The following is a 14552-nucleotide window of genomic DNA, read 5'->3' as shown; positions in this document are numbered from 1 at the left end:
CTAGACGCAGCTGCCTACAGTCGCTTCCTCCCCCCGATCTGTCCCGTGAGCGCCACCGTCAGCCTGCAACAGCTCACCGACCAGCTGGAGCACCTGGAAGCGGAGGCCGCCGCCGCCATCGCCAGCGCCAGCAATGCCGCGGCCCTGGAGGAGCTGCGGGTGGGCCTGCTGGGCAAGAAGGGACGGCTCTCCGGGGTGCTCGGTGCCATGGGCCGGCTGCCCGGCGACGAGCGCCCCCTGGTGGGCCAGCGGGCCAACCTCCTCAAGGACCAGGTGCAGGAGCTGCTGGGCGCCAGGCTCGAGGCCGTCCGCAGCGCCGCCATGGCGGAGCGGCTGGAACGGGAGCGGATCGATGTGACGGCGGGCTGCAGCTACGTGCCGCCGGGCCACCGCCATCCGCTGCAGAGCACGATCGAGGAGATCGTCGACATCTTCGCCGGCCTCGGCTACCGGGTCTCGGAGGGGCCGGAGATCGAGACCGACCACTACAACTTCACCGCCCTCAACATCCCGGAGCACCACCCGGCCCGGGACATGCAGGACACCTTCTATCTCGGGGGCGACCGGCTGCTGCGTACCCACACCTCCCCCGTCCAGATCCGCCACCTGGAGGCCAATCCGCCGCCGGTGCGGGTGATTGCGCCGGGCCGGGTGTACCGCCGCGATGCGGTGGATGCCACCCATTCACCGGTGTTCCACCAGGTGGAGGTGCTCGCCCTCGACGAAGGCCTGGATTTCAGCCACCTGCGCGGCACCGTCACCACCTTCCTGCAGCAGTTCTTCGGCGATCTGCCCGTTCGCTTCCGGGCCAGTTACTTCCCCTTCACCGAGCCCTCCGCCGAGGTGGATGTGCAGTGGCGGGGCCGCTGGCTGGAGGTGATGGGCTGCGGCATGGTGGATCCGGCGGTGCTGGCGGGCCTGGGCCTCGACCCAGAGCGCTGGAGCGGCTTCGCCGCCGGTCTGGGGGTGGAGCGGTTCTGCATGGTGCGCCACGGGATCGATGACATCCGCAGACTGTTCAGCAGCGATCTGCGCTTCCTGGAGCAGTTCTGATCTCCACCCATAAACTTGATGGGCTCCCATGCCCGCGATCGGTGCCCCGGGTCGGACTGATCGTCAACGACGGCAAGGATCTGGCGATCAGCACCGCCGACCTGATCGAGAACCGGCTGAAGGCAGCGGGGCTTGAGGTGGCACGGGTGAGCAGTTCCGGCGGCGTGGTGGGTTTCGCCAATCCCGACCAGCACCTGCGCTCCCGGGGCTACGCCGCCTGCGTCCCCGCCAGTTTCGATGCGGAGATGGCCCTGGCGGTGGTACTGGGGGGAGACGGCACCGTGCTCTCCGCCGCCCGCCAGACCGCCCCGATCGGCGTGCCGATCCTGACGATCAACACCGGCCATCTGGGCTTTCTGGCCGAGGCCTACCTGAAGGATCTGGACAAGGCCCTGGCCCAGGTGGTGGCGGGGGAGTGGACCGTCGAGGAGCGCTCCATGCTCGTGGTGAGCGTGATGCGCGGCGAGCAGCGCCGCTGGGAGGTGCTGTGTCTCAACGAGATGGCCCTGCACCGGGAGCCGCTCACCAGCATGTGCCACTTCGAAATCGCCATCGGCCGCCATGCCCCCGTTGACATCGCCGCCGACGGGGTCATCCTCTCGTCCCCCACCGGCTCCACGGCCTATGCCCTGAGTGCTGGCGGTCCGGTGATCACCCCCGACTGTCCGGTGCTGCAGCTGACGCCGATCGCCGCCCACTCGCTCGCCTCCCGGGCCCTGGTCTTCAGCGACCAGGAGCCTGTGACGGTGTTTCCCGCCACCCCCGAGCGTTTGATGATGGTGGTGGATGGCAGCGCCGGCTGTTACGTCTGGCCCGAGGACCGGGTGCTGGTCCGGCGCAGCGAGCATCCGGTGCGCTTCGTGCGGCTGGCGGACCACGAGTTCTTCCAGGTGCTGCGCAACAAGCTGGGCTGGGGCCTGCCGCACGTGGCCAAACCCTCCGGCAACCACGCCGACGCCCCGCTGTGACCGCCCCCCCGCCGCCGACCGCGGTGCTGCTGGTGGGAGCGGAGGCCGCCGGCCTCGCCCCGCGGCTGGAGGTCTCCGGCTACCGACCCCTGCTTCACGAGTCCGTGGAGGACATCCCCGCAGCGGTGATCCTGTCGCCTGGATGGGAGCAGCGGATCCCGGTGCTGCGCCGCAGGCTGGGGGCCCGCCCCCTGCTGCTGGGCATCACCAGCGACAGCGTGGAGAGCCGCAGCCATTGCCTGGAATGGGGCGCCGATGATTTCTGGCTGCCCAGCCTCGGCACCAGCGATCTGCTCACCCGGTTACGGCTTCACCTGGCCCTGGCCCAGCGGCAGGCCCCCACACCGGTGTCCGCCCTGCTGAAGCTGGCGGATCTGCGGATCGACCCCATGGTCCGCCAGGGATGGCGCGGGCAGCGCCAGCTCAGCCTGACGGCCCGGGAGTATCAGCTGCTGCTGCTGCTTCTGCGCCACCGGGAGTCGGTGGTGAGCCGGGAGAGCATCCTGGAAGCCATCTGGGCCGACGAGGGCGGGGGCTCCAGCAACGTGATCGAGGTGTACGTGCGCTACCTGCGCCAGAAGCTGGAACAGGAGGGTGAAGCCCGGCTGATCCACACCGTCCGCGGCCGTGGCTACTGCCTCAGTGAGGCTCGCCCCCCCACGGGGCCCCTGCCATGAGCCGCTCGATGCTCCGGCGTTGGGCCCTGGCCGGCGTGGTCCTGCTGGTGGGCTGCGGACCGGGCCTGACCGAGAGCCCGCCCCAGTTTCTGCCGATCACCGCCCAGTGGTGTCTGGAGGGGCCGGCGCCGCCCCGCTGCATCCAGCTGGAAGTGCCCCGGGGCGAGCGGCAGTACGCCATGGGGCTGCAGCTGCGGCCGCCCCTGCCCCAGCGGCGCGGCATGTGGTTCCCCTACGCCCCTCCGGAGGTGGCCCGGTTCTGGATGCACCGAACCCCGGAACCCCTCGACATGCTGTTCATCCGCGACGGTCGCGTGGTCGCCCTGGAAAAGGCTGTGCCCCCCTGCATGAACCTGCCCTGCCGCAGCTACGGCCCTGACACGGCGGTGGACGGGGTGCTGGAACTGGCGGCCGGACAGGCCGCCGTACTCGGCATCAGCGTGGGCACCCAGGTGCGGATCAAACCGCTGCCGGGCGCGTCCCCTTCAGCACCAGCACGGGATTGAGGGGAGCCAGGCGGGTGCCCTCCGCCAGGGGAGCGCCACGCCAGGCCTGAATCTGGGTGACGGCCACCCCCAGGCCGGCCTGCTCCAGCTGGGGCCTGAGCTGGGCCAAGGCTTCGACCGTGGCCAGGGGCAGCACCACCACCCCGCCGGACCGCAGCCGGCCCAGCACCGCCTGCAACACCTCGCGGCGGTCCCGGCCGCCACCACCGATCAGCACCCGATCAGGATCGGGCAGCTGCGCCAGGGCCGCCGGGGCTTCCGCTTCCAGCACCGCCGCGGGTCGCACCCCCAGCCGGGTCCCGTTGGCGCCAATCAGGGCCGCGGCCCCGGCCCGGCGCTCCACGGCCCACAGCTCCAGCCCAGGGCGCAACCGCAGCGCCTCCAGCCCCACCGATCCCACCCCGGCGCCGATGTCCCACAGCACGCCCGTCTCGGGCAGCTCCAGATCGGCCAGCAGCTGGATACGCACTTCCCGTTTGGTCATCAGGCCTGGCTGGTCGGCATGTTGCAGCCAGAGACCATCGGGGATACCGAACAGGGGCAGGGCCTGCGGCGCGGGCACGGCAGGCTCAACGGCGATCAGCAGCACCAGGTGCAGGGGATCGAGATCCGGCGGCAGGGGATCCGCGGGCCCCAGCCGCTGCAGACGCTCCGCCGGATGGCCAAGGCGCTCCCCCAGCCAGACCTGGTAAGCGGCCTCCAGCCCCGAAGCCCGCAGGATGCCCCGCACCTCGGCTGCCCCCCCCCGGGCCGGATCGGTCAGCACCACCAGGGCGGCGGGGCGCTGCTGCAGCCGGGCCGCCAGGGGCTCGGGATCGCGGCCATGCAGGCTGATCCAGGCGGCGTCCTGCCAGGGGCGGCCCAGGCGGGCGAAGGCCAGCTGCAGGGAGGTGGGGGCCGGATGGAAGCGGAGGCGTTCGGCGGGAAAGTGCTGGAGCAGCAGCCGGCCGATGCCGAACCAGAGGGGGTCGCCGCTGGCGAGCAGCACCACACGGTGGCCGGCGGCGAGGGCCCGCTCCAGCTGCGGCAACAGCTCTGCGGGCCGGTCGCTGGCCAGCAGGTCGGGTGCGGGGGCGTCGCCGCGCCAGTCCTCGAGTTCCGCCAGCAGCCGCCGGGGCGCCGCCACCAGATCGGCCCGACGGAGCCGGTCCTGCCAGTGGCGAGAAAGACCCGCCAGGCCGGCGGCATCGGTGCCCAGCACCTCCAGCAGCGAACCCTCCAGCCTTGCCCCGCGCCACGTCTGGCCATGATGCTCCCGGACGTGCCGGCCCCACCCCCTGCCCATGAGCGATCGACGCCAGCGGATCCACACCCTGGTGGTGGCCCTGCTGGCCCACCAGAGTGACCTTGAGCTGCTCGATGACGACCGGTCCGGCCCGGGCGGCCATCCCCTGGCGGGCGGCGGGGATGCCGGAAGCTGGCTGGAGCGAAACCGGCGCGTGGTGCAGCGCTACCAATCCCTGGTGCGCAGCGCCGTGACCCTCGATGCCCTGATCGAGCAGGAACTGGGCAGTGATCAGCTGGGCAGTGATCAGCTCGGTGGCGGCGCCACGCCCGGCTGAGCCTCCAGGAAGGCCATCAGGCGGGGATAGAGCAGCAGGGCGCCCGCGTTGGTGAGGTGGGTCTCGTCGCTGTAGAGCAGGGTCCCGGCCCGGACACTGGAGCAGACCGCCTGGGTCGGCGGGCAGATGCTGTCGAAGGGGCTGAACAGGCGCGTGGCGCCGAGGTCGCGGATGGTGCGCTCCTGCAGGCGCAGGGCGGGCCCGATCGCGGCCAGCTCCTGCGTGCGGGGGCGCAGCACCGGCCGGCACTGGGGGCCCAGGGACCAGGCGGGACGGAACCATTCCGCCTGGCAGAGGGTGAGCGGACCGCCGATCTTGTCCTGGGGGAAGCTGGGCAGGGGGCCGAACACCACCAATTCCCCACCACGGCGCCGTACCGCAGCATCGAAGCGGCGCAGCGCCGCGGCGTAGGAGACCTCGGCACTGCGGCGAGCCGGCCTGCGGGCCCCCTCCAGGTAACCGGCCAGATTGGACACCAGCAGGACCCGGTCGCCAGGCCGCAGGCGGGCCAGCACGCGGCGCTCCTCGTTGTCGGCGTAGGCGCTGCAGCGGCGGTAGCGGGACGGCACCGGGGCGTCCTCCCCCCAGCGGGAGAAGAAGGGCACCGGGCAGCCGCCCCGGGCCATGAAGGCCACGTTGAAGCGGCCGCTGGCCAGCAGCTTCTCCCCCAGGGGAATCAGCACATGGGTGTGGCTGTCGCCCAGAAAGAAGAGGGTGGGGAGGTCCTTACCCTTCGGCCCCAGGGCCAGGCAGGGGTCGGGCCCGTCGCCGCTGGCCACCGGATCGGTGGGCTCCTGGAAGCAGTGGACCGTGTCGACGGTCGTGCCGCCGATGCGCTTCATGTTGGCCGTGCCGCCGACGGCGTGGCGGCGTTCGCCTAGGAAGATCCGGCCCAGCAGGGGCCCTTGGAGAGCCACACTGAAGATCGCGACCAGCACGGTCATGGCCGGGTAGGCCATGCCGGGGCGACCCAGACTGGGGATGGCGGGGTGGCCATAACGGAACAGGCACTCCAGCCGGTAGGAGAGTGCCGTGCACAGGGTGATCAGCACCAGGACAGGCAGCAGGGTGAAGGCGTTGAACCCCACGGTCCAGCGGGCCAGCACAATCACCGGCCAGTGCCAGAGATAGAGCGAGTAGGACACCATGCCGATGGCCAGACAGACGGGGTGGCAGAGCCAGCGCCCGATGCCCGCGGCGGGCCGGAGCAGCAGCAGCAGCACCGTGGTCAGCGCCGTGATGCCCAGGGTGGTGCCCAGCCGCCAGGCCTCCGGCAGCAGCAGCAGGGCCAGCAACGCCACCAGGGCCACGGTGGCCAGGGGCTGGCGCCAGCGGGGCAGCGCCAGCCTCTGGCCCAGGTCGCGGGCGCTGCCGCTGCCGCGATGCAGCAGGTAGGCGCCGCAGCCCGCCGTCAGTTCCCAGAACCGGGCGGTGGTGAGGAAGAAGGCCCGCTCGGCGTTGCCTCCCAGGCTCAGGCCCAGATAGAGCGCCAGGGACAGGGCCAGCACCAGCAGGCTGCCGATCTTGAGCCGCCGCAGGGCGCCCTCGCCGGCCCCGGCCACCCCCAGACCGCAGAGCAGCAGCAGCGCTGGCCAGACGAGATAGAACTGCTCCTCCACACCCAGCGACCAGGTGTGCATGAAGGCGTTGAAGTGGTTGTCGGTGGCGAAATAGTTCGATCCCTGCCGCAGCAGGTAGAGATTGGAGACCCCGAACAGGGCGGCGATGCCGGTCCGCATCACCGGCGCGAAGAAGTCATCGAGCGGCGAAACGACCATCGAGAACAGGGCCGAGACGACGGCGATGTTCACCACCAGCGCCGGCATCAGGCGCCGGATGCGGCGTCCATAGAACCGGCGCAGGAACTGCCAGCGGCTGCCGTCCCGCCGGGCCAGCAGGGAGGACGTCACCACGTAGCCCGAGATGACAAAGAAGATGTCCACCCCGAGAAATCCACCCGGCAGCCAGTCGGGATCGAGGTGGTTGATCAGCACCGCGATGACGGCCACGGCCCTCAGACCATCGATCTCGGGCCGATAGGCCCTTGAGCGCTGCGGCGGCAAGATGCCCACGCCGAAAAGTCGCACCAGAGAATTCACGCCGCCCCGACGATTACAGGCAGGGTAATGGCGGTATGGATGGGCCCTCGCTGAGGGGCCAGTTCTGACAAGCTGGGCCCACTTCGTCTGGCCCCATGGCGCCCTTCGGCCTCTCCGCCCTCCAGAACCTGCGGCGCGGCAGGAGCCCCTGGCAGCCCCCCGAGGCCAGCTGGTCGTGGCCCTTCGGCCAGGGCTGGGACAAGCCCTACACGGTGCGCTACGCCAGCAACCTGGACGACGGCCCCAACCACGGCATGCCCCTGGGGGGTTTCGGCGCCGGTTGCCTGGGGCGGGGTCTGGACGGCGCCTTCAACCTCTGGCACCTCGACGGAGGGGAGCACTGGTTCGGGGTGCTGCCCGACTGCCAGTTCGCCCTGTTCGAGCACGACGGCCGGGGCACACGGGCCCATGCCCTGGCCACGGCGCCCGAGGCCGATGATTCCCGTCCGGGGAGTGGCCGGCCCCTCACCGCCTGGAGCTGGTATCCCGCCGCCACAGCGGCGGAGCCGAGCGGCACCGTGGCGATGCGCTACCCGGTCAGCTCCCACCACTACGCCTCGGTGTTCAGCGCCGACGTGCGCTGCGAGGCCTTCAGCCCGATCCTGCCGGGCGACTACCGGCGCACCAGCTACCCCGTAGCCGTCTTCGCCTGGACCCTGAGCAACCCCACCAGCCAGCCGCTGGCGCTGTCGTTGCTGCTGAGCTGGCGCAACACCGTGGGCTGGTTCACCAACACCGATCCGGCGGCGGAGGTCCACTTCCGTGATGACGGCAGCCCGGAGCACAACTACGTGCCGGCGATCGGCCGCGGCAAGGGGCAGCGCAACCGCTGGGTCGACGCGGCCGGCCTGAAGGGGCTCCTGCTGGAAGGCGAACGGTCGCAACCCCTGGCCGAAGGGGAGGGCCAGTGGTGTCTGGCCGTGCCCGATGAGACGGCACTGAACCATCCGGGGGCGGAGGTGTTCCGCTGCAGCCGCTGGGATCCCAGCGGTGACGGGGCGGAACTCTGGGAACCCTTCAGCCGCGACGGTTCCATCCCCGACAGCGACAACGACCGCCGCAGCAGCGGCGACGATCCCCTCAGCGCCGCCCTGGCGGTGCGCTTCAAGCTGGAGCCGGGCGCCTCGCTCGAGATCCCGGTGGTGATCAGCTGGGACCTGCCCGTGACGGCCTTCGCCACCGGCACCCGCGCCCTGCGCCGCTACACCGACTTCTTCTCCGCCGAAGGTGACAACGCCGCCGCCATCGCCGCCGAGGCCCTGCGCGACTGGCGCGACTGGCAGGCCGCGATCGAGGCCTGGCAGGCGCCCGTGGTGCAACGCCACGACCTGGCCGAGCCGTTGCGGATGGCCCTGCTCAACGAGCTCTACGACCTGGCCAGTGGCGGCAGTCTCTGGACCGCCGCCAGTAACGATGATCCGGTGGGGCGCTTCGGGGTGCTCGAGTGCCTCGACTACGCCTGGTACGAAAGCCTCGACGTTCGGCTCTACGGCTCCTTCGCCCTGCTGCAGCTCTGGCCCGAGCTCGACAAGGCGGTGCTGCGCAGCTTCGCCCGCGCCATCCCCGCCGCCGATCCGACGCCGCGGCCGATCGGCTGGTACTTCACCCAGGGGCGGGGCCGGGTGGAAGCGGCCCGCAAGGTGGCGGGGGCCACCCCCCACGACCTCGGCGCCCCCAACGAACGGCCCTTCGACGCCACCAACTACACCGCTTACCAGGACTGCAACCTCTGGAAGGACCTGGCCAGCGACTTCGTGCTGCAGGTCTGGCGCACCTACAAGCTGGCCCCCGGAGGCCTGGACATCGCCTTCCTGGCGGACTGCTGGCCGGCGGCGGTGACCGCCCTGGATTATCTGAAGCAGTTCGACGTGAACGACGACGGACTGCCCGACAACGGCGGCGCCCCGGACCAGACCTTCGACGACTGGCCCCTGCAGGGGGTGAGCGCCTACTGCGGCGCCCTCTGGATCGCCGCCCTGGAGGCGGCCCTGGCCATCGGCCAGCAGCTGCAGCTGGAGCTGGGGCTGGACACCGCCGAGGAGCAACGGCGGTTCGGCGGCTGGCTGGAGCAGTCCCGAAGCCACTTCGATGCCCTGCTCTGGAACGGCGAGTATTACAAGATCGATGCCGGCAGCGGCACCCCGGTGGTGATGGCCGACCAGCTCTGCGGTGACTTCTACGCCCGCCTGCTGGGGCTGCCGCCGGTGGTGGCCGACGAGCGGGCCCTCTCGGCCCTTCAAGCGATCCGCCAGGCCTGCTTCGAGTCCTTCGAGGGGGGCCGCCTCGGGGTGGCCAATGGCCTGCGCCGCGATGGCACCCCCCTCGATCCCAACGGCACCCATCCGCTGGAGGTCTGGACCGGCATCAACTTCGGCCTGGCCGCCTACTACCGGCTGATGGGACAGAGCGGCACCGCCTTCGCCATCACCGGCGCCGTCGTGGGCCAGGTGTACGAGGGGGGCCTGCAGTTCCGCACACCGGAAGCGATCACCGCCGCCGGCACCTTCCGCGCCTGCCACTACCTGCGGGCCATGGCGATCTGGGCCCTCTGGGCCACCCACACCGGCTGGCAGCCGATCCCCGGGGCGGAGCGCCAGCCATGAGCGAAGCCGGCCGGTTCAGGCCACGGATGGCGGGCCTCCTGGCTCTGCTGCTGGGCACCCTGCTGATGCTGGCCGTGGCGCCGGCGCCGGCCCTGGCCCAGCTGCATGCCCATCCGGATGGCAACGGCACGCCGGTGGTGCGCAGCCTGGAGAGCCTGCGCGACCTCGACGACCAGAGCTGGCAGGTGGTGGCCTATCGGGAAGGGCCACCGGGGGGGGCGCTGCGGCTGCGGATTGTGGGCTACCCCGGCAAGGTGCGCCTCGACCATCCCACCGCCCTGGAGGTACGCAGCGGCCGTTTGCTCTGGGCGCTTGAGGATGTGACCCTCAGCAGCGCCGCCCTGGCCGGAGACACCCGTTCGGCAGCGGCCGAGTTCGATCTGGCGCCGCTGCTGGCCGATCTGGAGCAGAACCGTCCCCTGCGACTGCGGTTGCCGCGGGTGTTCAGCGAGCTGGCGGTGCCGCCCTACGTGGTGGCGGAATGGCGCAGCCTGCTGGACGCACCGGCCGCGTGAGCGGGGCCCCCTCCTGGCAGCCATGGATGGCCAGGGCCCTGCAGCTGGCCGCCCTCGCCCAGGGGCGCACCAGCCCCAACCCCCTGGTGGGCGCGGTGGTGCTCGACGCCGACGGCCAGCTGGTGGGGGAGGGCTTCCATGCCCGCGCCGGAGGGGCCCATGCGGAGGTGGGAGCCCTGGCCCAGGCCGCTGAGCGGGCCCGGGGCGGCACCCTGATCGTGACCCTGGAGCCCTGCTGCCACCACGGCCGCACACCCCCCTGCAGCGAGGCGGTGCTTGCCGCCGGCATCGCCCGGGTGGTGCTGGCCATGGCCGACCCCAACCCCCTGGTGGCCGGCGGCGGCATCGCCCGGCTGCGGGCGGCGGGCCTGGAGGTGATCGAAGGGGTGATGGAAGCCGAGGCCCGCCAACTCAACCGGGCCTTTCTGCACCGGATCGCCACCGGCCGGCCCCTGGGGATCCTCAAGTGGGCGATGAGCCTGGATGGCCGCACGGCCCTGCCCAACGGTGTCAGCCAGTGGATCAGCGGGCCCGACGCCCGTGCATGGGTGCACCGCCTACGGGCCCGCTGCGATGCGGTGATCGTGGGAGGCGGCACAGTGCGGGCCGACGACCCCCTGCTCACCAGCCGGGGACAGCGCACACCCGAACCGCTGCGGGTGGTGCTCAGCCGCGGCCTGGATCTACAGGCAGCGGCCCGACTCTGGGATACGGCGACGGCGGCGACGCTGCTGGTCCATGGGCCAGAGGCGCCACAGGATCGCCGCGACCGGTTCGATCGGCTGGGGGTGGAGCGCCTTGCCCTGGAGATCTGCGAGCCGGGGGCCCTGGCCCTCGCCCTGGCCCGGCGGGGTTGCAACCAGGTGCTGTGGGAATGCGGCCCCGAGCTGGGGGCGGCGGCCGTGCGCCAGGACTGCGTGCAGCAGCTGGCGGCGGTGATCGCGCCCAAGCTCCTCGGCGGCCTTCCGGCCCGCACGGCCCTGGGGGATCTGGGCCTGGAACGCCTGGACGGGCGCTGGGCCCTGCAGGGGTTGGAGCTCCGCTGGCTGGGCCCGGACCTCCTCTGGCAGGGGCGCTTGGACGGGGACGCGCTCAGCGCAGCTCCGGGTGCAGAGGATCCCCCTTGAAGGGCCCCTCGACGGCACTGGTGATCCAGCCGCCATAGAAGCCGCCGGGCTGGGGGATCACCAGCTCCCCATCCACCCAGCAGCCGTCCATCAACGCCGGATAGCAGGCCAGCCAACCGGCCAGGGGAGCAAAGGCCTGGGTTGGAGAGGGGTAGGACCAGAGGGCCCGGCGCAGGCGCCGCTCGGAACCATCCCCGCCAGGCGCCACGAGATCGAAGTAGCTGGCCACGCCCTTCCATTCGCAGAAGCTGGAGCCGGCCGCGGGCTCCAGCAGGGTCAGGTCCACATCCTCTGGAGACAGATAGAAGACCGGGGGGTGGAAGGTTTCGAGGACCCGCAGGCTGCGGTGGCTGTCGCATACCACCCGCCCCATGGCCTCCACCCGCACGTGCTGACGGCAGACCAGCAGCGCCGGGGGGCGGGGATAGGCGGCAACGCGCTCGGCCATGGGATCAGCCGGGAATGAAGTGGCGCAGCCGTCTGGCCTCGGCGCCGGCACGGGCCTGGAGCTCCTCATCACTGAGGCTGGCCTCGGCCCGCTGCTGGGCGGCGATCACATCCGCCTCGTCCACAGCGAAACCGGCGCCGCGGGCCAGGGCCAGGAAGGCCGCCAGATCAGGGGGGTCGGCCGGGTCGTGGAGGCGGCGATCGAGGGCGGCATCGGCCCGGGCGTGGGCCAGAAAGGCATCCAGCTGGTCGAGGCTCATGGGACCGGCATCAGGGCCTGTCCTCTCTAGCTGCCAGCGGGAGCGTCCGGGGCCAGACCGAGCAGATCCAGCTGCACCGTCGCCGCCGGGCTCGGCTCCAGCTTCACCGCCTCCCAGGCCGCCGGATCCCAGGGGGCCATCAGGGGTTCCAGGGCCCGCAGCTCCGGTCCGTCCGCGGAGGCCAGCCAGGCCTCCTCCAGCCCGTCGGGGATCACCACCGGCATGCGGTCGTGGACCCGGGCCAGCAGGTCGTTGGGGGCGGTGGTGAGCACCACGCAGGTCTCGAGTTCACCCCCATCACTCCCCAACCAGCGCTCCCAGAGCCCGCCGAGCCAGAAGGGGCGCTGGTCCCGGCGGCGGAACAGCCAGGGCTGCTTGAAGGGCCGGCCTTCCAGCGTCTTGGCTTGCCATTCGTAGAAACCATCGGCGGGGATCAGGGCGCGCCGGTGGCGCCAGGCGCCCCGGAAGAAGGGTTTCTCCCCCACCGTCTCGCTGCGGGCATTGATCGGCCGGCGGCGGGCCATCGGGTCGGGGCACCAGTCCGGCACCAGCCCCCACAGGGCCAGGGCCACCTCCAGGCGTCCATGTTCCTGGCGCTGCAGCAGCACCGGCTCGCCCGGCCGCACCTGGGGCCGGGGGGCGTAGTGGGCCTCCAGCCCCGGCGGCATCGGACCCTTCAGCCGGGGCAGCAGCCGATCGAGGCGGGTGGCCAGGGAGTAGCGGCCGCACATGGGGGAGGGGGGGGCCGAAGGGGCGGGCGTTCGGTTCTCCCGACCGGGGGGCGGAACGGCCGGTGACGACCAGACCTAGCTTGGACCGATACGCCGTTTTGCGCAGCATGGCCATCCGTCAGGACGACAACCGCCCCACAAGGCGGTTCGGAATTGTCAATCTGCTCCTGATCGGTTTCGGCGTGCTGTTGCTGTTCAGCAATTTCCTGCCCAATCCCGCCACCCAGGTGCCCCGGGTGCCCTATTCCCTGTTCATCGACCAGGTGAACGACGACAACGTCAAACGGGCCTACATCACCCAGGACCAGATTCGCTACGAACTCACCAAGGCCCCTGAGGAGGGGGCCCCCACGGTGCTCTCCACCACACCGATCTTCGACATGGAGCTGCCCCAGCGGCTGGAGCAGCACGGTGTCGAGTTCGCCGCGGCACCGCCGAAGCGCCCCAGCTTCATCACCACGGCCCTGAGCTGGGTGGTGCCGCCGCTGATCTTCATCCTGGTGCTTCAGTTCTTCGCCCGCCGCAGCGGCATGGGCGGCGGCGGCGCCCAGGGGGCCCTGAGCTTCACCAAATCAAAGGCGAAGGTCTACGTGCCCGATGAGGAGTCCCGGGTCACCTTCGCCGATGTGGCCGGTGTCGACGAAGCCAAGACCGAGCTCACCGAGATCGTCGACTTCCTCAAGACCCCCCAGCGCTACATGGACATCGGCGCCCGCATCCCCAAGGGCGTGCTGCTGGTGGGCCCTCCGGGCACCGGCAAGACCCTGCTCTCCAAGGCCGTGGCCGGTGAAGCCAGCGTGCCCTTCTTCATCATCTCCGGCTCCGAATTCGTGGAGCTGTTCGTGGGGGCCGGCGCTGCCCGGGTTCGCGATCTGTTTGAAGAAGCCAAGAAGAAGGCGCCGTGCATCATCTTCATCGACGAACTCGACGCCATCGGCAAGAGCCGCTCGGGCTCCATGGGCGTGGTGGGCGGCAACGACGAGCGCGAGCAGACCCTCAACCAGCTGCTCACCGAGATGGACGGCTTCACCGCCCAGGACAAACCGGTGATCGTGCTGGCGGCCACCAACCAGCCCGAAACCCTTGATGCCGCCCTGCTGCGTCCGGGCCGTTTCGACCGCCAGGTGCTGGTGGATCGCCCCGACCTCTCCGGGCGCAAGATGATCCTCGACATCTACGGCAAGAAGGTGAAGCTGGCCGAGGGCGTGGATCTCGACAAGATCGCCCAGGCCACCAGCGGTTTCGCCGGCGCCGACCTGGCCAACCTGGTGAATGAAGCGGCCCTGCTGGCAGCCCGGGTCTACCGCACCACGGTGGAGCAGGCCGACCTCAACGAAGCCATCGAACGGGTGGTGGCGGGCCTCGAGAAGAAGAGCCGGGTGCTGCAGCCCGATGAGAAGAAGGTGGTGGCTTACCACGAAGTGGGCCACGCCATCGTGGGGCACCTGATGCCCGGCGGCAGCAAGGTGGCCAAGATCTCGATCGTCCCCCGCGGCATGGCGGCCCTGGGCTACACCCTGCAGCTGCCCACCGAGGAGCGCTTCCTGAATTCCAAGGAGGATCTCGAAGGCCAGATCGCCACCCTGCTGGGCGGCCGTTCCGCCGAGGAGGTGGTCTTCGGTGAGGTGACCACCGGCGCCGCCAATGATCTGCAGCGGGCTACCGACATCGCCGAGCAGATGATCGGCACCTACGGCATGAGCGAGACCCTCGGCCCCCTCGCCTACGACAAGCAGGGCGGCAGCCGCTTCCTGGGCAGCAACTCCAACCCCCGCCGGGCTGTGAGCGACGCCACCGCCCTGGAGATCGACAAGGAGGTGCGCGGTCTGGTGGACCGGGCCCATGACCGGGCCCTGGCGATCCTGCACCACAACCGCGAGCTGCTCGAGACCATCTCCCACAAGATCCTCGAGAAGGAGGTGATCGAAGGAGATGAACTGAAGGAGCTGCTGACCTCCAGCCGCCTGCCCGATGCGCCGGTGCTCGAGGCGGCCGCCGTGTGAC

The 14552-nt window shown here is 71.0% G+C and carries 14 protein-coding genes; 9 read left to right on the top strand and 5 right to left on the bottom strand.

The window, feature by feature from the left end; translation table 11 throughout:
- Nucleotides 1-45 precede the first annotated feature (45 nt).
- The 4 genes from pheS to KBZ12_RS03375 are packed head-to-tail and all read left to right on the top strand — an operon-like array spanning nt 46 to nt 3204.
- Complete coding sequence (gene pheS / locus KBZ12_RS03390; protein ID WP_254956323.1) at nt 46-1053, top strand: phenylalanine--tRNA ligase subunit alpha; 1008 nt, start codon at nt 46-48, stop codon at nt 1051-1053.
- A gap of 41 nt (nt 1054-1094) precedes the next feature.
- Nucleotides 1095-2021 (top strand): NAD(+) kinase, encoded by a 927-nt coding sequence (locus KBZ12_RS03385; RefSeq protein WP_254956322.1) that lies wholly within the window; start codon nt 1095-1097, stop codon nt 2019-2021.
- Nucleotides 2018-2698, top strand: coding sequence for a response regulator transcription factor (locus KBZ12_RS03380; protein ID WP_254956321.1), 681 nt, complete (start codon nt 2018-2020; stop codon nt 2696-2698). Before KBZ12_RS03385 ends, KBZ12_RS03380 begins: the two co-directional genes overlap by 4 nt.
- Nucleotides 2695-3204 carry a DUF192 domain-containing protein gene (locus KBZ12_RS03375; RefSeq protein WP_254956320.1) on the top strand — a complete coding sequence of 170 codons (510 nt, stop codon included), beginning with the start codon at nt 2695-2697 and terminating at the stop codon, nt 3202-3204. Before KBZ12_RS03380 ends, KBZ12_RS03375 begins: the two co-directional genes overlap by 4 nt.
- On the opposite strand, the gene cbiE is transcribed toward KBZ12_RS03375, so the two are convergent.
- Nucleotides 3158-4414, bottom strand: coding sequence for a precorrin-6y C5,15-methyltransferase (decarboxylating) subunit CbiE (gene cbiE, locus KBZ12_RS03370; protein ID WP_254956500.1), 1257 nt, complete (start codon nt 4412-4414; stop codon nt 3158-3160). The genes KBZ12_RS03375 and cbiE overlap by 47 nt on opposite strands.
- A gap of 73 nt (nt 4415-4487) precedes the next feature.
- Between cbiE and KBZ12_RS03365 the strand changes: the two genes are divergently transcribed.
- Complete coding sequence (locus KBZ12_RS03365; protein ID WP_254956319.1) at nt 4488-4766, top strand: hypothetical protein; 279 nt, start codon at nt 4488-4490, stop codon at nt 4764-4766.
- Here KBZ12_RS03365 and KBZ12_RS03360 read toward each other — a convergent pair.
- Complete coding sequence (locus tag KBZ12_RS03360) at nt 4736-6853, bottom strand: acyltransferase family protein (RefSeq protein WP_254956317.1); 2118 nt, start codon at nt 6851-6853, stop codon at nt 4736-4738. The genes KBZ12_RS03365 and KBZ12_RS03360 overlap by 31 nt on opposite strands.
- 107 nt (nt 6854-6960) lie before the next feature.
- On the opposite strand from KBZ12_RS03360, the gene KBZ12_RS03355 reads away from it, so the two are divergent.
- Genes KBZ12_RS03355 through ribD form a run of 3 tightly spaced genes read left to right on the top strand, consistent with a single transcriptional unit; the run spans nt 6961 to nt 11110 of the window.
- On the top strand, nt 6961-9468 hold the full coding sequence (locus KBZ12_RS03355) for a GH116 family glycosyl hydrolase (protein ID WP_254956316.1): 2508 nt from the start codon (nt 6961-6963) through the stop codon (nt 9466-9468).
- Nucleotides 9465-9983, top strand: a complete 519-nt coding sequence (locus tag KBZ12_RS03350; protein ID WP_396100539.1) for a DUF3122 domain-containing protein — start codon at nt 9465-9467, stop codon at nt 9981-9983. Before KBZ12_RS03355 ends, KBZ12_RS03350 begins: the two co-directional genes overlap by 4 nt.
- Nucleotides 9950-11110, top strand: coding sequence for a bifunctional diaminohydroxyphosphoribosylaminopyrimidine deaminase/5-amino-6-(5-phosphoribosylamino)uracil reductase RibD (gene ribD, locus KBZ12_RS03345; protein ID WP_396100537.1), 1161 nt, complete (start codon nt 9950-9952; stop codon nt 11108-11110). Before KBZ12_RS03350 ends, ribD begins: the two co-directional genes overlap by 34 nt.
- Here ribD and KBZ12_RS03340 read toward each other — a convergent pair.
- From KBZ12_RS03340 to KBZ12_RS03330, 3 genes are read right to left on the bottom strand one after another with little or no spacing between them, the layout of a single operon-like run.
- The gene (locus KBZ12_RS03340; RefSeq protein ID WP_254956315.1) at nt 11076-11558 is read right to left on the bottom strand and encodes a DUF427 domain-containing protein; all 483 of its coding nucleotides are present in this window, start codon (nt 11556-11558) and stop codon (nt 11076-11078) included. The two genes, ribD and KBZ12_RS03340, sit on opposite strands and share 35 nt — an antisense overlap.
- A 4-nt stretch (nt 11559-11562) precedes the next feature.
- Nucleotides 11563-11817: a Nif11-like leader peptide family RiPP precursor gene (locus KBZ12_RS03335; RefSeq protein WP_254956314.1), complete on the bottom strand. Its 255-nt coding sequence runs from the start codon at nt 11815-11817 to the stop codon at nt 11563-11565.
- Between the two features lie 26 nt (nt 11818-11843).
- Entirely contained in the window at nt 11844-12548 is a 705-nt protein-coding gene (locus tag KBZ12_RS03330) for an SOS response-associated peptidase (protein WP_254956312.1), read from the bottom strand.
- A gap of 107 nt (nt 12549-12655) precedes the next feature.
- On the opposite strand from KBZ12_RS03330, the gene ftsH reads away from it, so the two are divergent.
- Nucleotides 12656-14551 carry an ATP-dependent zinc metalloprotease FtsH gene (gene ftsH / locus KBZ12_RS03325; RefSeq protein ID WP_254956311.1) on the top strand — a complete coding sequence of 632 codons (1896 nt, stop codon included), beginning with the start codon at nt 12656-12658 and terminating at the stop codon, nt 14549-14551.
- Nucleotide 14552 lies beyond the last annotated feature (1 nt).

This window comes from Cyanobium sp. Cruz CV13-4-11 (assembly GCF_024346055.1).
GTDB lineage: Bacteria > Cyanobacteriota > Cyanobacteriia > PCC-6307 > Cyanobiaceae > Cyanobium.
The sequence above is the reverse complement of the archived record's forward strand: the minus strand, read 5'-3'. Positions and strand labels throughout refer to the sequence as shown.